The sequence below is a fragment of the Rossellomorea sp. NS-SX7 genome (genome assembly GCF_052828565.1).
Genome location: NZ_CM128249.1, coordinates 542,385 through 562,408, shown reverse-complemented (window position 1 = coordinate 562,408; position 20,024 = coordinate 542,385). Strand labels below are relative to the sequence as shown.

Genomic DNA, 20,024 nt, shown 5'->3' with positions numbered 1-20,024 from the left:
TTAAAAATGCCTTATGCAAAAATACACAAGACATTGATCAAAACTATTTTTCCCTTTGTTTATATATAACCCTTTCAACACTTTTAAGAGACAGATGGTACTCTTTTACAAGTTGTTCTTTTGTTACTCCATTGATGTAGTCTTGAAAAATTGCTTCATCCCTATATATAAGGGCTTGTCTCGTCCCATTTTTCTCTCCCCATGATAGCTCATTTCCTCTTTTTCTGGGAATACATATATAATCTCCATCAACATATTCCTGAATGACCTGCACCAATTCTTTTGGCAGCACATTAATAGCTTTTTTGTATCCCATAAACGTCCCTGCTTTCTTATAGAATGTAAATAAGAAACAGCAAAGACCGCTCACTCTCTCCATAGCAGCCTTTGCCACTAGCAAGAGAATATCTTTAGGTTACGAAATTTCCCCATTTGTGTATTCCTCCTAACAGTCGTTAAATGCGGACTAAGGACCTGTCCCCTCGGTTACTAAGAAATACTTAAATCACCGACTCTTTCTTCGCAAGCTTTCTATTCTCTAAATGAATATTGCCAATCCCCTCATAAAAAGCATATTTTTCACGGCAGTACTTCTCTAATGAGTCACCCTCATTTAAGAGGTTATTCAAGTAGAATTTCGAGTCATTTAGTCTATTATCAATCTCCTGCTTATCTTCCGTTATGCTTCCATGCCCTGGGATAAGCAGGTTGATATGGTGTGTTTTCAATATGTATTCAGCTTTATCCATGGTATTCAAGTAATCTTTAAAACTGCTAAATATAAAAGGAAACTCGACATCTGATAAATAGTCTCCCGATAAGAATATCCCCAACGGTTCTATGATAGTAAAAAGACAATCGCTGGTGTGTCCAGGTGCTTTGTAAAAGGTCAAAGAGATTTGCCCTAAATCCAGAATCTGCCCATCATGAGTGACTGGATAATCGACACGGGGATAATGAGGTTCATAATTTCTCTGCAAATAATAGCCTGAATCGAACGCATGAATCTTCTTGATGATTTCTTCTTTATGTTCATTACGCTGTAGTTCTTCAGTTGCAATCACCTTTGCATCCGGAAATGCTCCTGAACCGATGATATGGTCGAAGTCACTATGTGTATAGATAATATAAAGCTGCTTCGTCCCGATATGTTCATCCACGTACTTTCTAATTGCTGCTACTTCACTTGGCAGCCAATTAGGATCTGTCATGATCATGACATCTTCTGTCTCCACTATTGCAGTTGTTGTCATATATAAGGAGCTTTGAAAAACGGTGATATTTTCTATTTTGTAACTAATCATTTTTTTCTCCTTGAGAAGTTTCTTTTTTTCTTACCAATTAAATTAAACTCCAAATAGCATCAACAACTATCATGGGTTCATCGTACTGAATATAATGAGCACTATTTTCAGCAACGATATACCGACTATTTGTAGATATAGTAAGCAGCTCCTGTTGCATGTTGTTCCAAAGCTCTTGGGAGCGGACTGAATAATAAGCTTTCTTCCCTGCCGAAATGACAATCAACGGAATATCAAGTTGCCTTCTTGTTTCCTTCGCCAGTTTTAAACTTCCCATGAACTCTTGATAATTTCCTTCTAAAACGAACTGCTTTTTATATTTTTTTTGGAACTCAGCCGGCATAGTCGGCAGAAATCTTTCCTTATATTCCTCAGGAGTTGAGTCGACTAAGATCAACCCGCTGACTTCATCCGGGTACTTCGTTGCAAATAACCTCATATTCACACCACCAAATGAATGACCAACCAATAGATATGGCGGCTTTATGGTCATACTTGTGAGCATTTCTTTTAGTTCATCCACCATATGGTCGCTTGTTCGTGGATCTGAGCTCTTTTCACTGTTACCCAGACCAGCCCGATCATAGAGTACAACTTCAGTAAACGCAGCTATTTCAGGAGCAATATTTTTCCACGCTTTAGAGTGATCACCATAACCTGCATCCATCACAACCGTTGGTTTGTTGTCCTTATTGCCAAATAATTCTACATAGAGCTTAAAGTCTTTTACTTTCACCAACATCTCTTGAAAATGTTTATCTATTATCGTCATAGAAATCCATCCTTTATATTGCACATTCGAAAATTCGCTCAGCATGTATGGTTGTCGTTAGTAAACTCCAACAATTTAACGCCCAATATTCTAGATAACTCTTAACTAACACTAAACCTGTAAAACTTAACCCTCGTTATGACATTATGGAAAACTACTCAATAACCTATTCAAAGTATCGATCTCCGCATATGGTTTTATGTCTGTATCATTCATGATCTTATGAGGATTAAACCATACGCCCTTCATATTTGCATTCTGACACCCGCCAATATCCTTTTCTAAGTCATCTCCAACGAATAATGCCTCTTCAGGCTGGACACCAAGCTTATTTAAAGTTAATTCAAAAATGCGTTTGTCCGGTTTACTAAACCCTGCTTCTTCAGAAATGACGACTATATCAAAACAGCTATGTAAATTTGCGTTCATTATTTTGGCTTTTTGTCTATGAATCGACCCGTTGGTTATGATGGCCACCTTAGCATGATGCTTAATTGTATGTACGATATTCTTAGTTTCCTGGTTGATAGAAAAGCATTGAGGAAAATGATGATTCCAAAAATCTTGAAAGCGATTGGGCGGCAATTTATGCTTTGGTGAGTATTCATTAAAAAATGCTTCCAGAACTCTTGCTTTATTAAAATCACCATAGCTTCTCTTATCGTATTTTTTGAACTTCCGCAGCATGTCGTTAGCCACTGAATGTTCAACATCTTCATAGCATGTTTCTAGTAAAATCGAAAACAATTTATCTACTGCCTGATTTCTGTCTAGCAAGGTATCGTCTAAATCAAAAAGGACTGCTTTAAAACCGTTCAAATAATTTCACAGCCTTCCTTCAAATAATTATGATGAAGTCTTTTTATTCGTAACCATCTAACCGTTCGCTGGGTATTTTTTATACAAAATAGCACTAATCACCGGAAAACAGCCTATCTCTAACGTGATTCACCTGCTCAATCATATGACCAATATTCCCTTCTCCAGCATATAAAGACGTATCAAAAAAGTTATGATCCAACCCAGACCAATAGAGAATATTTTCATCACCCGAAACCGGCACATCCCGGTTTAGTCTGCCAGCATACACTTCCACATAGCAATTTTGATGATGATAGGTAAAATCCATTAAATGATGAAGAGTAATATCTTCTTTGGAAATAGTTGTTTCTTCCGCAAGCTCTCTATAGGCTGCCTCTGAACCCGTTTCACCTTTTTCAATTTTTCCGCCGACTAAATTACGTAGTCCCTTATAGGGATCTTTCAGCCGTTCACACATTAACAGCTTGTCCATCTCTTTGTTGTAAACCATCAGGACATTGTACCCTTTCATGTCGTCATCACTCCCCCGGTATCATCCAGCACCTTAAAGGTCCTTATGCATGCAAAAATGCGGCTTGTCCTCATAGATCACTTCTTTATACGTTGCAAAACCTAGGTTTGTCCAATACGCTTCTTTATGAACAGCCAACCGCAGTTTGCGTTTACCTTCACGTTTGATCAGGTTTTCAATAAGCATGTAAGCCTCGTGAGATTTCCCTGAACCTTGAAAGGATTTGTGAAAGACATACAAACTAATCCATGGTATGTGGTCTGATGGGTTTTCAAGACAATAGTCAACCAGCCCGATGTAGCTTTCATCTTCTTTTATGAACAGCCTTTTGGTATTCAGCCTTTTTGACTCTTCGAACTCAGACCTTATATCGTTGATATCAATTGAACGCTTATTTTTAGATAGCAGATTATACGATGGGTTCGAATTCATAATCTCCTGTTCGATTTTCCATTTACTCCATTCGTTTGTTTCAAATGTTATCATTTTCATCACCTTTATTTTTCTATACGCGAGATTCTGTGGATACAATCGATCACTAAATCAGGACGATCAAGGAACACAGAATGCCCCGATTCCTCCGCAATGATGAATTCTCCGCCTGAAGTTAACCTGCTCTGATTCATGATGAGCTCTCTCCACTTCTCTTCGAACACTCTCAACTCCCACTGGGGAATTCCATTAGTAGATTCTGCTGCCATGGTATAATCCTTATCCCGCCCGATCACGATTAGTGGAAGTTCAGGGAAATCTCCTAATCTCACAATCACTTCTGCATCCTTCGTCCATTCCTTAATTTCTGATGCCATCGCTTTATACAGAGAAGGATTCACCTGAAAGTCCAGCAAATGGTGCTGGACAGCTTTTGGGAAGTGTCGGTGTTTTTCATTTAATGAGGGTTGAATGATTTCAGCTAATTCCCCTTTATCTTTAGACGCATAATCCAGGCACCTTTCAATCCAGGACGCATCTGAATCTTCATTCATGACCGGTAAATGTAGCTTCTCCAATTCTTTTAACTCAACAGAAGTCGAGTCTACTAAAATTATCCCCGCAACACGTTCAGGATATAATTTTGCGAAGTGCTGTGCACATAAACCACCATATGAATGGCCCACCAAATAGACCGGCTCCTCTGTTTGAAAATAGTTGAGTATTCCAGTCAGATCATGGGCAGCTGATTCAGTATGATGGATCCCCTCTCCCAGTTCACTTCGTCCCAGCCCCCGACGGTGAAAGGTTAAGACTCTACTTGTTTTACTTACACTTTCGATTACTTCGTACCACTCTTCAAATGAGCAGCCCATCCCTGGAAGGATGATAATCAGAGGACCTTCATCTCCTTTGAAAAGTACCTCAAGTTTGTTGTCATTGATCGTAATCAGCTGGTTGATATCGCCCACCTCTTTGGCTAAATTAATGTAAAATTTGATTTTAAATGTCGCGTGCAGTTATATAATGTACATTCCCATTCGTCTTCTATATTGTTTAAAATAGTGATGGACGTATTATCTATATAAGTCTGTTGGAATGTATCTGGGAGTAACTTTTGCAAGGTTAATCCTATTAGCGCACCGTGGCTGACCACCAGTATTCGTTTCCCTTTATATGTACACACAAGTTCTTTTAAAAAATCCACTCCTCTATTTGATACCGATTCAAACTTTTCCATCCCAAGTTCTGCATCACGCCAATCACTGCCCCACCTTTCAACTCTCTGTTCTTCAGTCGTCCCTTCAATGGCCCCGCAATCTATTTCTCGTACCCTTTTATCAACAGTACATATGGGTAATTCTAGTTTGCGTCCAATGATTTCAGCAGTTTCGATGGCCCTTGATAAGTCACTCGAAAAAATCAAATCCCACTTCGCTTCCAATGATAGCCTCTCTCCAATATCAAAGGCTTGCTTTCTTCCCGTTTCATTTAAAGGAATATCACTGACTCCCTGAGCCTTCCCTAAGGAGTTCCACTCAGTTATTCCATGCCGGATCAGACCAATTGTGGTCATTCTACCACCCTTTCCATATCTCTGGTTCTTTTAGCTTTCTTAGGTAAATCCGCTATCGTAGTTGATACACAATGTGGTGTCGTCAGCCCCGTGGTCACTACGGCTGTGTTCACCCTTTTTCACTTAGTAATGCACACATTTGCACTAATATTCTGTCTTTATACACTACCAATTATTTCAAATCAATAGCATTACCTCAAGCAAAACTTAATAAAAAGGAGCCTATCCTCTTCGGATAAGCCCCATCACTCCAATCACTCCGCACAAACACGCCAAGCCTCTTCAACTTTACATTGTTCTCCTGTCAGCCCTATCACATCACGTTGAGGATCCGCCGTTTTCAATAAGTCAGGAAAGCGTTCTTCCATATAACCTCGATGATCAGCTTCACTCTTCCATCCGGTTAATACGAGGCAGAGGTTTCGTTGCTTTTGAGAGAAGGCGAATGTTCCACCAAGCATGCCTTCTGATTTCTGCATACCTGGATTCCAGACTTTCGCCTGCATATCTGTAAAGCGCTGGACTGCCTCCTCTTTCGCCTGCGGAAGGGTGGCCCGTATATAATTGGTTCGTGCAACAAATTCAGACATGCCCGCTTCCATCCCGGGGATTTCAAGTTTTTCCTGAAAAAAACTGACTTCAATTGATTCGTAGGTATCTATTTGCCCTGACCGATCAACGATTCCATCATGGACCTCTTCCATAAAGACATCATACTCTCTTTGAGTCTTCCAAAACGCATAGATACAAGCCGTCAATGGATCTGCAGTATTCCAGCCACCCAGTTGACCTAAGAACCCCTTTACTTCACTTAATGACCGCCACTGCTTTTGACTGTCAAAAAAGGCTTCTTTTTTACTTTCATTCACCTTGCAAATAATTCTTTTTATGATCATGAACGAACCCTCCTTTTGACCAGATAAGCATGGGGACTTGCTGCACCTAAATGCTCGGCCTAAAAGACTGGTCCCTCACCACTACTGTTTCTGGTGTGAATTTTATTAGGATATTGCTGTCGCCTAAGCCCTGGAATCTCGGATCCCAACGTTCTTCATCCGGTCCCAGATAACGCCCAAGTAAGCGGGTGGCAATCCCTTTATCAAAAGGTATCACTGCAGCTCGGCCCCTGAACCCCGCATGAAGCACTTTTCCTGTTGCAGGATCGAGTTCTACTATACCGATTGCACATGCTGGATTTTCTTCAATTCTTCCTGGAAAACTGTCCGAAGAAGGAGTTCCAATGATATAAATATGCTCATCTTCCCAGTAAAACCAAACAGGTGACTCCCTCGGGCCATCCTTTGACAAAGTGGAAAGGTGTGCAAATAGTGGTTTTTTAAGAAATTCATCTAGATCAAAGCCTTTATTGCCTGTGATAATTTTCAACATGCATTCATCCTTCCTGTTAATAGAACCACAGGGACAGTGGCTCATTTTGAATCGTGTCAAGGTCCCCTTGGCTTTCGTAAGTGTTTCCCTTTACCCAAAAACCTGGGCAGCAATCCCAAATAAGGTATGATTCCTTGAAAGCATCCGCTCTGAATTCTTCATCATCACGGGAGGCTGACTGACTTTTTTGAAGCCTCTCTCCTCCAAAAAACTCAGCCATTCGTCATTACCCGACGGTACATCAATCCTGCGTTTTCCTCGATGATCTATAGCAAGCCTGTCAACTATGATTGCGGCAGTATGTGAGGTCGGTGCCACTACGGGTCCGATGATTAGATTGACAGGCCCTTGTATGGAGAGGCCAAATCCAATCACACAACCTTTGTCATTTTTAGCAACCAGGCATTGTTCAGATTGTTTTATTCTCTGACGAAGCAACGTGCTTCTTTTATCTCTAAAAGCTGCCTCGTCCAACATTACTAATTCGATAAAATCATGTTCATTGAACGTTTCAATTGTCACCTTACTGTTGTGAGATTGTTCACCATTCAAAGGTGAGTAGTCATCACAAAGATACTTATGTACACAATCGACCGTTTGAAAGCCCATTTTTTCATAGAGTGGCTTTCCTTCTTCGGTTGCAATCAACATGACGGAAGTGCTGCTTGATACTGAATCTATACATTTCTGAGTGACAATTTTCCCCAGTCCCAATCCCCTGAAGTCTTTATGAACGATGACCATACCCAGTGAGGCGAACTCAGTTTCATAAGGAATGATGGCAGCGCTTGAAACGATTTTCCCCTCTGAATTTCTATGTCCGAATAGTTTACCGGATGATAAAACCGTCCCGATCTCACGTTCATCATAATCCCATCCGACAGAACCCGATAATTCGATTAAGCCCGGAATATCTCCTTGGTCGAATTGGACGAGTTCTACTTTTTGTTTATTGTATGTAGTCATTGGTGCTTCTCCTTTGTCTGACATTCGATTGGTTTTAAAAAGGTCACGATGTATTTTTAAGTTTCATGTCTTCCTCAAAATAATCCGATTTACTCGGCATCAGAATCAGCCTTATCAACAGAATGCTGATCACCGTCATAAGGACAGAGGCAGCGATGATGCTGTACCGAACCGGAATGAGATCACCTGTAAACCCGATCAATAGAATAAAGATGACCTGAAGAATACTCTGAAACAGTCCGTATACGCTCGAAATTCTCCCCATCATGTGCACCGGTACATTGTTTTGATAAAACGTCATAAAACCCGTACCTGAAAATGAGTTAAAGAATCCGAGTATCATAAATCCTATCGCCACGGTCCAAAAGGAAAAGGAAAAAGCATATACTAAATAGCCAGCCGATACCATGATATAACCGAGGGCCATCAGGGCCCGTATGGACAATTTTTTTGCCGCAGCAGAAACAGTCGCTGCCCCTAGGATTGCACCGACTCCAGTCAAACTGATGAGCAGGCCGTACTCCGTCTCAGACAGATTCAGCACTTTTTGTGTAAAGACAACCTCCTGCGCATCCATTCCAAGCGCAATTACCATAAGAAATTGAGACAGGAAGTACACGTTCACAATAAAAACGTGTTCCTTACTGAATCGGAAAACTTCTGACCAGTCTTTTTTAAGAAGGTTTATACTCATTTTCCACTCACGAACCTCTGAATCAGCATGAACATTCGGCAGCAAGTAGATCATGACGGCTGAAATTATAAAAGATAGGGCATTGATCCATATGGAGATTTTCACCGAAGTGATAAGGAGCAGCGCCCCGGAAATCGCCGGACCTATTAGAAAAGCACTTGATGTGATCATACTTCTGAAAGAGTTGAACTGTTTGCGTCCTTTCTCAGGTACAATACTTGTAATATAGCTAATGGCCGCAGGTTCGAAGAAAGCCTTTGATACTGCCAGAATAAATAAGCAAACATAAATAAGCCAAATCGAGCTTAAGAAAGGAATGGTGGCAACGAAAATCGCCCGGATGATATCCGTTCCAATCATGATCCTTCTAAGGTTAAAACGGTCAATCACACTTCCTGACCAAAACTTCGTCACCATGGAAGCAACAGGCCCGATAATCCACAACCCCGCCACCGCAGCAGCCGAACCCGTTAATTTCAAAACCAGCACGTTAATGGCAACGAGATAGATAAAGTCGCCCAACGTGGATATTCCTAAACCGAAAAGTAACAGCGCCGATTTCTTTTTTAGTGTAATAAAATCATCCCATTTCTTTATTCCAATCTCATTCTACGAGGTTCTTATCGTATACTTTGTTGCTTACACTCAAGCACATACCGGAACTTTGGTCTTTTCGATGCCAAGCCTGTATCTTGTTTCAAGCTTGAATGCGAAAAGAGCACGTCGATATGGTTCATTCGGATCCCAAGTCTATGTACGAAAAGCAACGATCTATAGAAACAACTTCTACAAAAATTGGAAAATACCCTCTCATTCTCTTTTGATGTCACAAAATATTCATGAGAAGAAAGGATTCTCAAAGTTAAAGGGATACTCTGCGGTAAATCGGTGCCTGCCCACAGTGCGGTGGATCTTCACCTTGCCGGTGGTTGCCACAAATAGCTAGGTGCCGGTATTCTTCTCATGTCACTCTATAATCTGGACTTTTGCTTGCAACCGTTTAAAGATTTTCGACAAGTTGGTTGTAAACTCTGGAAAGTGGTTTGAATAATGAAGAAGTGGCACGTAAATTTGGAAAGTGGTTTGTATTTTAGAAAAGTGGAATGAATATGGCTTAAAGTGGATTGAATCTTGGCTCCATTGAAAATAATTCAATGCCATGCCCCTGTAACGAAGGGGTTTAATTGTACATGGGGCCACGCATATTTTTCTTTATGCTGACTTTATCGGATATATGCTGAATAAATTCGTTTTATGCTGACTTTAACCAAAATATCCAATCATATCCCATCCACTTCCACAACCCACACCTGAAGCTGCCCCTCCCAGCCTCGCATTCTCCTAAACTTCGATCCGCCCCACCTACTTCGAACCTTTCTCCACAGCCGCGACCGCTTCAATTTCCACGAGTTGATTTTCATACCCCAACACCGTAACGCCGGATAAGGTGCTTGGGACATCATGTTCGCCAAACTCCTCTCGTATTGCCCTCCATGCGGTCACTAAATCCGAACGGTCCTGCGACGCAACTAGAACTCTCGTATAAACAACGTCTTTTAAAGAAGCACCACACTCTCTCAGAACTTCTTTCATATTCTCCACACACCATTTAGCCTGATTTTCATAATTCCCTGGATGCGCAACATTTCCGTCCTTATCCAGAGGGCAGGCGCCTGCTAAAAACAGCATATCCATGTCAGATGGGACCCTGCTTGCGTATGCATAATCTACTGATGCCAAGTTTGTAGAACGAATGAATGATAGTTTATCGCTCATTTTTCTTCCCCCTCATTGATGATTCTACCAATACCAAATTGCATGGATGCCTACCCGCCGGGGCTCAGGCACCATTAACGCCTTCAAACAGAACCGTGACTTCCTTCTAAAACGTCCCGAATTGTAAAACGATATTCCGACGGTAATTTATCGATATCACGGGAGATCTCTGCCCTGAAACTATCCCTGCCCTTGATCACCACTTCATTTTTCTTAATTTGGATCTTCCCAAAACTGTAAGGTGCATAAGTAATATCAAACGCATCGATTGCTACGATGCCAGTCCTATTCGTCTTGATTTCTGTCAGTCTCAGCCTGAATTCAGCCTTTGCCAGATGACTTCGCGGAACATGGTAGACGATTTCAACCAGGTAATCTTTATTTTGGGCAGTCGCATACGTCAATTCCATATCCATCCCGTGATTGGCTATATCCTCAATCACCGCTTCGATCTTCTCTTTTTCCAAATGGTCAAAATCAGCAATCAGTCTCAGACCTTCACACATAGACAGAAACACAAGCTCTGCTTTCCCTCCGTCATCTGCCTGGTTATACTGGGATAAATCCAAAGTCGAGTAAGTGTAGGCAAAGAATTCGTCGATCGAAATCGATTGTTTCGCTTGTTCCATCGTTTCACCAATACTGAAGTAAATCTCATCGTAGCCAGGCGACGTTAAACCGGCTCTTCTCAGAAGATTACTAAACAATTCAGAGTATATGTAATCGAATGGAGCCAATTCCCCTCGCTCAAAATGGTGATATAATCTGACACCTATGATTCGTTTCACCAAGGGTCTCGGATGAATCTTCCATGAATCGATCAAGCAGTCTACACGTTTGACGTTATTCATGTAGTTGATTTCTTGTTCCATTTGGGCATAAGCTTTTAATTCTTCATGGTTTTGCGGAGCAAGAGGGATGGTCGTGTTAAGGCTGTCCACTAATGAATCCCTGTCAAAATCCAGCTCCCCTTTTACCTCTATCTCCGGTACTATATTGACAGCTTCTTCAACCTTTGATAATCCATGTTGAAAATCGGCGATGTTCAACTTCGCGTTATCTTTGAAATCCCCCTCAATCTCAACTTCAGCAATGGTTTTATACAGCGATTTCAACTTGAATTTCTTCTTTTTCGGTGCATGGTTAATGAACCGGATCAAGATGCACTCAAAAGTCCCTCCATGAAAATCACGGATCAGATGTTCATTTAGAAATGTCTCCAGAATATGTAACGATGTATGCTGCTCCTCTTTGGACTTGAAATCTTTATATTCAATCAAAAACCGCATCGGCATCTCCCTCAAATAAAACCCTTTTTTTGTTATTTTATCAAGATTGTCTGGTAAACTGAATCACCTTGTAAAAAAAGAAGATTGTGGACTGAGCCCGATCCCCCCATCCCACGATGACAACGGGTCGAAAGCTTGACCTGCCACCCCACTCACTTCATCCCTCCATGGCCACTGGTCGGAAGTTCGCCCCCCTCTCCTCATCCATCGACTTCAACAAGTTCAGGCCAGCCCCCACTCCCCAAAAAAAGTTCAAAAATAGGTTGGGAAAATCCAGGACTATCACCCTATACAAAACGAGGAATCTCTCCCCATTCCATGAAAATTTTCCTCAAGCGCTTGTAATGAATCAATTCGACACGCAAAAATGTAAGTATATTCCACATTCGTGAAAATTCAATCTATTCTGTAAATTATAAAATTTTGTTACAATCCACTTAGTAAGAATCTCTACATAGTTTGACGACTGGGTGATTCTTGTCATTGTTTCTGAGTAAGGAGGGGAGCTTTTTTTAAAAAGAAAGTTAGAGAGATCAATTAAATTTGAGAGGATGTTGTAAATGAAAGTTGGAAAGATTCTTGGAACGGTCGCATTGAGTGCACTTCTGATCAGCCCTGCCTACACTAGTACGGTTGATGCCACAGAGAAGGCAGAAAAGGTACGTGTTCTGATTTCAGCCACGAATGAAAAGGCAGAAAACAGTGCCAAGCAGGATTATGGTGTGCGTTGGGACTTTGACCAGAACGGGTTCTCAACCGAAGTAACAGAAGCACAGTACAAAGCACTGCAAAAGAATAAAAACCTGTCCATCAAACTTGTCGATGAAGTATCATTGGCAGCCAAGCCTGGCTCGAATGCAGTATCAGCCCCGAGTGACCAGACACCATGGGGAATCGAGGCCATGTATGAGGATGCGAACATCAGCGCCACATCCGGCGGAAGCGGAGTGAGAGTGGCAGTCCTCGATACAGGCGCGAACACCAATCACACGGATCTCTCTAACAATGTGGAACAGTGCAACGATTTCTCCCAACGTAAATCAAGCCTTGTTACGAACTTCTGTGAAGATAAAAACGGCCACGGTACACACGTAGCAGGTACGGTCCTTGCCGACGGTGGTGCGGGAGACGGAATTTACGGTGTGGCACCTGATGCCAAGCTGTGGGCCTACAAAGTGTTGAATGACCGCGGATCAGGCTACTCTGATGACATTGCAGCCGCTATCCGTTATGCGGCTGATGAAGCTGACCGCTTAAATGTCAATACGGTCATTTCCATGTCACTCGGGGCAAGTTCCGAAAGTCCGCTGATCACAGATGCAGTCAACTATGCCTATAACAAAGGTGTACTCGTCGTGGCAGCAGCGGGTAATTCTGGTCCTAGTGCCAATACGATCGGATATCCGGGAGCATTAGTGAATGCGATTGCCGTAGCAGCCCTTGAAGACGTCCAGCAAAATGGAACATACCGAGTAGCTGACTTCTCTTCGCGCGGAAACCCAAACACTGATGGCGACTACGTGATCGGTGTGCGTGATGTGGAAGTATCTGCACCGGGTCGTGCGATTGAATCCACTTGGTACGATGGTACCTACCAAACAATCAGTGGTACATCCATGGCTACCCCTCACGTATCCGGACTTGCTGCAAAAATCTGGGCGGCAAACCCTGGTCTATCTGCATCTCAGCTTCGTGCAGAAATTCAGGACCGTGCTACTGGCAATGACATCCTCGGCGGCTCAGGTGCAGCAGCGGGAGATGACTATGCGTCCGGTTTTGGATTCCCTACTGTGAATCCTTAAGATCAGATTGGGAGTGTAGTATATGGGCATGACACATGAGTGATGTGTCATGTCTTTTTTTTCATTCGAAAATCGTGACACCTGTTTGCAACTATAAAGAGATTTTTCGACAAGTTGGTTGATAAACGAGGAAAGTGGTTTGAAAAATAAAAAAGTGGCATGTAAATCTGCAAAGTGGTTTGTATATTAAGAAAGTGGAATGAATATGGCGTAAAGTGGATTGAATCGTTTGTTTGGAAGGCAGCATCCCCTTCCCTAGCATACATCGACCCTTTAGGTTCCGGGCTCATTTCCATTTATGCTGATTTTTCACGATATATGCTGACTTTTTTCGATATATGCTGAATTATTTCATTTTATGCTGATTTTAACAAAATTAACCAAATTAAGCAGTATACGATTCCCCCAGCTCCTTTCCCGCTCCATCTTTCAAGCTATGAACCTTAGTACCTGTCCCCACTTCCCTGCCTCGGATCAGTCACTGCACATGCCCACGGCTCCCTTACCCACAATAAAAAAGATCCCGACATAAACAAGTCGGAATCTTTTCAATCCTATTTGGTCCATTCCATTATACCGGCCCACTCCCCGAACAAAAACGATGAACCACAGCTTCCATTCAATCCGCTCCCCATATCCCCTCCGGATCCTTCAGCGTCATGTACTGCCAGGCGGTTCCGGCAACGGATGGCCAGACATGGAATTCAAATGGTGCCTGGGCATGTCCTTCATGACCGTATACAAGGCCACCATCAGGGTCTGCATCCTGAAGTGCAAACATTGATTCCATCAACGAGTCTGCATTCATTCCTGTCCTGAGGAACAAATTGATGACACCCCAGGTCCCTTCCGACCAGACGACTTCCGGAGCCCCGTCATATCCATTCCCATATGGTTTATACCCTGAAAGGAGGACATGAGAGGAATACGATTGATTATAGGAAAACGGATTGTCACTCAATTCCATCCTGGCATCATTCACTTTAAAATGGTCCAGATAAGCTATGGCATGGCTGGATAAATCCGTCCGCCCGATGGCTTCCAGGAACATAGCGCCCCATGAATTAGTGTCAAGTGCTTCTGCAGGATCATTGATTCCCTGATTGAACCGCTTTTCCGCCTGATTCCAGTGAACCGTCAGCAGTGCCTTTTCAATGTCACTTGCTGCGTTCGTATAGCGTTCGTTTCCAGTTAACTTTCCAAGATTCCTGAAGAAGAAGTAGGCGTCGATATTATGCTCCGTCGAATACCAGGAAACATCTGGTCCCCCCTTGATACTCCCGGTGACAGTGTTCTGTTGTTTCAATAGAAATTCTGCTGCACGGATCGCCATGTTGCGGTAGGTCGGATCGCCAAAATGTTTCTCATACGTGATGGCAGCATCCCCTGCCCACGCGATTGACCCGCTTCTTTTTCTTTTATCCAAAGGGCCTGTGTAGATATGATAGGAAAAAGCGAACGACCCATCTTTATTTTGCAGGCCCGCCATCGCACTCAGGATCGATGATGCTCTGGCGCGGTCACCTGCCATCGAAAAGGCTGACACAGCTAAGGCGTTATCATAAATCCAGCTTCGGCCATCGACCCCTGTCCTGTTTGCCGGGTCTTCAATCGGGACATGATACGATCTGATCAGGGGCCATTTAGGTATTTCAGTTGTGCTGAAGATCTTTCCGTCCGATTTCCTGACTAGTCTCGCTTCTTTCTTTCCCGTTTTCAGACCATAATAGGTGTCCCCTGCATCTTCAGTAGAAAAATAGCCGTCCTCCCTGATCGGAAGTGTGGTTTGAAGATAAGGGATATCCGAGACGGCGTAAATCTTTACTTCATACTCCTCAATCACCGTCTTCACAGGATCCTGCGCCCCAACGGCAGCGACTCGACCGTTTTCATCAACTAATTCAAACACAGGGATTCCATGGATTATCATATTCCCCGATGACCAGCTGCCATCTTCTTCGAGCAGCGCACTCCCGACCAGATACTTGGCATCCGTCTTGTCGTAAATGACAATGGAATATCGTGATGGATCATCCACGTTCCCCCAGGTCCCTTTGAGTTCTCCGCTGAACCCGCCGATACCATACGCATCAGTCGTGATATAAGGGACATCCCTCAACGAATAATCCTGTAAAGCTGGCACATCAATCCTTCCCGATAGAAGGTCGATCGGTTCCACCGGGTATTCTTCACTCAATGAAATGTAAACGGGATAAACAGGGGCATCCAGCTGCTTTTGCAGCCATTTCAAAGACAGCTCCTGTCGACTTTCAGCGTATCCTTTTTCCGCCGTAAATCCATACGACACCAATGAACAGATGACCGTCAAACACACCACTCCATACAGCCATTCCTTCCTGCTTCTCATTCTGTATGTACCCTGCCTTCTATTGTAAATTTCTTCAATTATATAGTTGATCATGGAAATTTTCATTAGTATTTTTTCCTATTTTTGAAATCGTATAACGAAGTAGTGGTAGATTGCAGTGATGAACGGCCAATAAGGTGAGTGAGGATAAAATGAAGCGTGAATGAACATATAAAAAACCCCGCCTCCTTAAAGTAAGGGGTTCCGTTAAGGAAGAGAAAACCTTGAATCACATCCTAATTAGCAGCAGGAATAGCAGTGTAAATAACACTGTATTTAACAGTAAAAAGCCAGACCTAAAATCCTCTGGGTTTTTTACGTTTTTATTAACTTCTTATTCCGTTAAAGCCACCCGATTTTGAAGATCTGCCGAATCCATTTACTCCGTTAAACTCCCCTATTTTTAAATAAGACGTGCTAAAATCCTTATTGATTTATTTTAAATGGAATCCTCTTTCACGACATTTACTTTGATGCTTCTCCTATATGCATAGTTGAAATGGCAAATAAATAGGAATGAGTGCTTTTACTTTCTCCGTTAACAATTCTCCAATTGTTGTACAAATCGCTTTTCACTTCAGTGTTTTCTTCTTTTTCAATAGTTAATCCAACAAACTTCTTCAGCCTGTTAGCCATAAGGCTGAACTTCATGTTGAAGAAATTCCTCCATTAGTTAAAAGGATTAAATCACGTTGACGTTGAATTATATATTAAATAATCAAGGGCATTTTTTGGTTAAAATAAAAAACTAAAGGAGTATTCTAATGAATGATATTTTTGAAATCACGTATACAGATGAAATATTAAATCGTATCGAAAACTTAAATGTAAATTCACAACCGAAATGGGGAAAAATGGATGTATCTCAAATGTTAGCTCATTGCTCATCTTTCCAAGATATTGCTATGGGATATTCTTTACCCCCAAGAGGTTGGTTAGGGTTATTAGTAGGTAGATTTGCAAAACCCATCTTTTATAATGACAAACCTTTAGCCCACAATATGTCGACTATACCAACCATTTTAATTACGAATAAGAGAGATTTTGAAATAGAAAAAGAAAAACTGAAACAAAAAATAATAATATTTCAAAAGAATGGACCAGAAGCTTGTACAGAGCATCCACATCCTTTTTTCGGAAAACTTACTTCCGAACAATGGGGAAAAGGAATCTACAAGCATCTTGACCACCATTTAAAACAATTTGGTGTTTAGTGTCAGGAGTTTTAATATATCGTACCATCTTAAAGTAACCTGCTTTTTCAGTTAAATAGCTTAATGCCCTGATATCTCTTGTTCTTATGTAGTAAAGGGCTGAGGCTCTATTGAACAATCGCCCCCGTTACTTAACCAGTTCGTTACGTACAGTGCATATCTCACGTTATAAATTTCTCCTTCTATTCCAGCCAAAAACCTTTCCCCTTTATATATTTAAGTATTTGGTTTCTTATTCAACAATCCTACACGTTAATGGAATATCCATTATTTATCACACACTTCCTTACTAGAGGCTCATCTCTGCAAGAACAGGTTGCGAATTGACAAGTCATTTAGCACCCTAATTAGCACCTCATTTTTTAGTTGTACAATAATTATTGTACGCTTAATAATTAAGATTCTATTTGAAGTGTTAATTCACCACAAAATTGAATGAAAACATTGTTATAACAATAAATAAAGCAGGTCTAATTCATATACGAATTAGCCTGCTATTTGTAATGCTATTTGTCATTTTCTCTCCCAAAACGGAACCCCTTATCCTTAAAGGAGACGGGGTCCAATAACAGAAACGACCGGTCCCCATCAGTAGAGTAAGGTCATTTTCCTAAAACAAAAACACTCGTATATTCAAACAACGTTATGGAAGCATGGTCGCTACATTGTAATCATCATAGCCACCATAATATTGCCAGATTTGTGCCTGTTCGTCTGTTCCAGGAAACGTGATCCAATATGGGTTGCTTGTTGTCAACTCAGATTCTGACGGAAGGTCACCAGTGTAATAAGCGAGCCAGTACGCACCTGGTGTGTCAGGTGAGTAGCTGCCCATTGTTACGTCCCAGCTCCATGTAGAAGAGTATGTGCCAGGTGTGACACCTTCACCGTATTCATTCAAGTAATTGACGAATGCACTGTAGATCAATTGATTATTGATGTAGTCATATTCCCCCATCCCGGTAAGGGCAGGTTCAACGTCGATAAAGATGACAGGTCTGACTTTGGATCCATATACTTGTTTCATCTCTTCATAGGTTTCAAGAGCCAATTGTGCCTGCTCTTCCCCCCATTCAGTCGGTGACATACCATCAGGAGCGATCTGCATACCCGATAAGAACCAGTATCCGTACACATAGCTTGCCTCTTCGGCTCTGTCGCTGCTGAAGTAGATTCCGCTGCCTGCGTTTTCATCAAATTGGTCCAGGCTCCCATAGCCCAATTTCCCGATGTAGAAGTCCTGTCCTTCAGGATTCGCCGATGTAGCGGAGTCGGATCCGAAAAGGTAGTCTTCCAATACTTCTGTATGTAAGAAGATCGCTGAATTTTCGTTGGCATGCTTCAATGCTATTTCACTCGCATGGGTGCTTGCCTGTGATTTATTCGTTTTTTCTTCTTTACTCTGTTTGTTCGCTTTTTCATCCGCACTGGATCCATTCGAACGTTCAGCTTCTTCTGGTTTATTCCCAGTTTTGGTGTTTGCCTGTGCCTCTTGCTTTCTGTCTTCTGCCTTTTGCTTCAGTTCAGCACTCTTGTCGGCATTTGCCTTGGAAGGAGTCTCATGTTGTGAAGGCTTGACCGAATCAGCTTTTTTGGCTTCTGCCTGGGATTGACCCTTATTTTCTTCCTTCTGCTGAGCGTCCTTATTTTCTTTTGCGCTGGACTGAGCTTTCTCTTCTGCTTTGGACTGAACAGGAACTTCACGGTCTGCCGCTTCAGATTTCTTGTCCGACTGATTCATTTTGACACTGCCGGATTCGAGGGTGCTGGTACTGTCCACCTGACCTTTATCAAAACCTGAAGCAGCTGTCACACTGCCCCCTGTGATCAGTCCGAAAGACAATACGGCAGGGACAACAAAAGATTTTACTAGTTTCTTAGTGTTAAGATAATGTTTCATATTTTATTAACTCCTTTTATCTTTGTGATTTTAGATAGGTTCATATTTTATGAGATAAAAGGAGCTGCCTTGGGCGGCGGTGATGGTGGAGCATTCATCCATTGGTAACAGTATGTATCTTCGCGCGAGTGGTAGATGGTGCGAAGCTTCAATCCGATATTCCAAACGGCCGGATGGTGAAGGAAGCTGACCATGCCTGCACCATGACCCAAGTTTTCCTGGGATTGTCCCCCGGAAGATGGCAGACGCTGTGGAGTGCTGCTCACTGCCTCGACTTCACCCGGATTTTCCTTCTTTTCACGAGGGGTTTTGTTCCCTGCCTCATGGACCTGTTTTCGTTTAACCGGGCGTTTTTCTTTTGGTGATACGGAGTGTTGGTTTTCTTTCAATGCTTTTTCCTGCTGTATTTGAAAGATGGTCTCTCTCTCCCTCTGAGGTTTTACCATCGAAGGAGCAGCAGGTTTTTCAGTAGATTCAGAGACTTCGGTCCGTGTCTGTTTCTGGCCTGGCTGCCGGTTCTCCGCTTGCCGTTTTCCTTCCGGTTTAACGGACGACTTTGTTGAATGATCCTTTTTCGCTTCTTGAGCTTTAGGATTCGCAGCTTTGTCAGTACGGTGACTTCTTTCAGGCGGCTCGGGTTGAGGTCTATTTGCTTTACCTGGCTCTTGGTCCCGGCTCACTTCTGGTCTTTGGACCTCTTCTTTTTGCCCTTTCGTATCAGGAGCAGCAGGTTTGGTTTTTATCACAGAATCTTTCTTTTCGACTTTTTCAACTGCATTCGTATGTACTTCCGCAGTGTGGGCATGGGGGGACTGCCCTGATCCCTTGTTATTCTCTGCAAACGCATGATTCGGAAGGAAAGCAGCCGCTCCCACCAACACACCCATCAATATACAATGTCGGATGCGCATGAGTTCACCTCCTTTCAAAAAACGGAGTGGAAACACTTCCATAGACAACATTCGACATAATTAGCTCATATTTGTCGCAATTCATAAGATTAACAAAGAAAGGATTCTTTCCGCCTAGGAGGGAGTGTAGGGTATGAGGTAAAAGTATGGGATGTAGAGTTTTGAACTGATTCATCTGGTATCTTCAGGATGTGAACACAGAACTATGACCAAAACTAAAAAGCCGGTTTCAGATCGAAAACGGCTTTGGTTGGATTGTTTTGTTGTATGGAATTAGATACCTATTTTTATTCTCCCA

At 42.2% G+C, this 20,024-nt stretch carries 20 protein-coding genes; 2 read left to right on the top strand and 18 right to left on the bottom strand.

Going from position 1 to position 20,024, the window contains the following annotated elements; translation table 11 throughout:
* Positions 1-43: 43 nt before the first annotated feature.
* The 14 genes from ACUXV2_RS02645 to ACUXV2_RS02580 form a co-directional block, all read right to left on the bottom strand.
* Positions 44-316, bottom strand: coding sequence for a CD3324 family protein (locus ACUXV2_RS02645; protein ID WP_446245518.1), 273 nt, complete (start codon positions 314-316; stop codon positions 44-46).
* 184 nt (positions 317-500) lie between these two features.
* Positions 501-1,304, bottom strand: a complete 804-nt coding sequence (locus tag ACUXV2_RS02640; RefSeq protein ID WP_446245517.1) for an MBL fold metallo-hydrolase — start codon at positions 1,302-1,304, stop codon at positions 501-503.
* Positions 1,305-1,341: 37 nt separating this feature from the next.
* A complete protein-coding gene (locus ACUXV2_RS02635; RefSeq protein WP_446245516.1) occupies positions 1,342-2,076 on the bottom strand; it encodes an alpha/beta fold hydrolase in 735 nt (244 codons plus the stop codon).
* Between the two features lie 144 nt (positions 2,077-2,220).
* Positions 2,221-2,895, bottom strand: a complete 675-nt coding sequence (locus tag ACUXV2_RS02630) for an HAD family hydrolase (RefSeq protein WP_446245515.1) — start codon at positions 2,893-2,895, stop codon at positions 2,221-2,223.
* 94 nt (positions 2,896-2,989) lie between these two features.
* Positions 2,990-3,409, bottom strand: coding sequence for an NUDIX hydrolase (locus ACUXV2_RS02625; RefSeq protein WP_446245514.1), 420 nt, complete (start codon positions 3,407-3,409; stop codon positions 2,990-2,992).
* A gap of 33 nt (positions 3,410-3,442) precedes the next feature.
* Positions 3,443-3,895, bottom strand: coding sequence for a hypothetical protein (locus ACUXV2_RS02620; protein ID WP_446245513.1), 453 nt, complete (start codon positions 3,893-3,895; stop codon positions 3,443-3,445).
* An 11-nt stretch (positions 3,896-3,906) separates the two neighbouring features.
* Positions 3,907-4,812 (bottom strand): alpha/beta fold hydrolase, encoded by a 906-nt coding sequence (locus tag ACUXV2_RS02615; protein WP_446245512.1) that lies wholly within the window; start codon positions 4,810-4,812, stop codon positions 3,907-3,909.
* 8 nt (positions 4,813-4,820) lie between these two features.
* A complete protein-coding gene (locus ACUXV2_RS02610) occupies positions 4,821-5,417 on the bottom strand; it encodes a histidine phosphatase family protein (RefSeq protein WP_446245511.1) in 597 nt (198 codons plus the stop codon).
* 254 nt (positions 5,418-5,671) lie between these two features.
* Positions 5,672-6,313, bottom strand: coding sequence for a YdbC family protein (locus tag ACUXV2_RS02605; RefSeq protein WP_446245510.1), 642 nt, complete (start codon positions 6,311-6,313; stop codon positions 5,672-5,674).
* A 46-nt stretch (positions 6,314-6,359) separates the two neighbouring features.
* The gene (locus ACUXV2_RS02600; protein ID WP_446245509.1) at positions 6,360-6,806 is read right to left on the bottom strand and encodes a pyridoxamine 5'-phosphate oxidase family protein; all 447 of its coding nucleotides are present in this window, start codon (positions 6,804-6,806) and stop codon (positions 6,360-6,362) included.
* A gap of 90 nt (positions 6,807-6,896) precedes the next feature.
* On the bottom strand, positions 6,897-7,772 hold the full coding sequence (locus ACUXV2_RS02595) for a GNAT family N-acetyltransferase (RefSeq protein WP_446245508.1): 876 nt from the start codon (positions 7,770-7,772) through the stop codon (positions 6,897-6,899).
* 43 nt (positions 7,773-7,815) lie between these two features.
* Positions 7,816-9,018 (bottom strand): MFS transporter, encoded by a 1,203-nt coding sequence (locus tag ACUXV2_RS02590; protein ID WP_446246990.1) that lies wholly within the window; start codon positions 9,016-9,018, stop codon positions 7,816-7,818.
* Positions 9,019-9,828: 810 nt separating this feature from the next.
* Positions 9,829-10,242, bottom strand: coding sequence for a RidA family protein (locus ACUXV2_RS02585; RefSeq protein ID WP_446245507.1), 414 nt, complete (start codon positions 10,240-10,242; stop codon positions 9,829-9,831).
* An 83-nt stretch (positions 10,243-10,325) separates the two neighbouring features.
* Entirely contained in the window at positions 10,326-11,531 is a 1,206-nt protein-coding gene (locus tag ACUXV2_RS02580; RefSeq protein ID WP_446245506.1) for a hypothetical protein, read from the bottom strand.
* A gap of 560 nt (positions 11,532-12,091) precedes the next feature.
* Between ACUXV2_RS02580 and ACUXV2_RS02575 the strand changes: the two genes are divergently transcribed.
* A complete protein-coding gene (locus tag ACUXV2_RS02575) occupies positions 12,092-13,333 on the top strand; it encodes a S8 family peptidase (protein ID WP_446245505.1) in 1,242 nt (413 codons plus the stop codon).
* Positions 13,334-13,952: 619 nt separating this feature from the next.
* Here ACUXV2_RS02575 and ACUXV2_RS02570 read toward each other — a convergent pair.
* Together ACUXV2_RS02570 and ACUXV2_RS02565 are read right to left on the bottom strand one after the other, a co-directional pair.
* Positions 13,953-15,767: a hypothetical protein gene (locus tag ACUXV2_RS02570; RefSeq protein ID WP_446245504.1), complete on the bottom strand. Its 1,815-nt coding sequence runs from the start codon at positions 15,765-15,767 to the stop codon at positions 13,953-13,955.
* A gap of 399 nt (positions 15,768-16,166) precedes the next feature.
* Complete coding sequence (locus ACUXV2_RS02565; protein ID WP_446245503.1) at positions 16,167-16,352, bottom strand: hypothetical protein; 186 nt, start codon at positions 16,350-16,352, stop codon at positions 16,167-16,169.
* A 113-nt stretch (positions 16,353-16,465) separates the two neighbouring features.
* On the opposite strand from ACUXV2_RS02565, the gene ACUXV2_RS02560 reads away from it, so the two are divergent.
* Positions 16,466-16,915 (top strand): DUF1569 domain-containing protein, encoded by a 450-nt coding sequence (locus tag ACUXV2_RS02560; RefSeq protein ID WP_446245502.1) that lies wholly within the window; start codon positions 16,466-16,468, stop codon positions 16,913-16,915.
* A gap of 643 nt (positions 16,916-17,558) precedes the next feature.
* Here the strand turns inward: ACUXV2_RS02560 and ACUXV2_RS02555 are convergent.
* Both ACUXV2_RS02555 and ACUXV2_RS02550 read right to left on the bottom strand, forming a co-directional pair.
* Positions 17,559-18,815, bottom strand: coding sequence for a hypothetical protein (locus ACUXV2_RS02555; protein WP_446245501.1), 1,257 nt, complete (start codon positions 18,813-18,815; stop codon positions 17,559-17,561).
* 47 nt (positions 18,816-18,862) lie between these two features.
* On the bottom strand, positions 18,863-19,726 hold the full coding sequence (locus tag ACUXV2_RS02550; protein WP_446245500.1) for a hypothetical protein: 864 nt from the start codon (positions 19,724-19,726) through the stop codon (positions 18,863-18,865).
* Positions 19,727-20,024 lie beyond the last annotated feature (298 nt).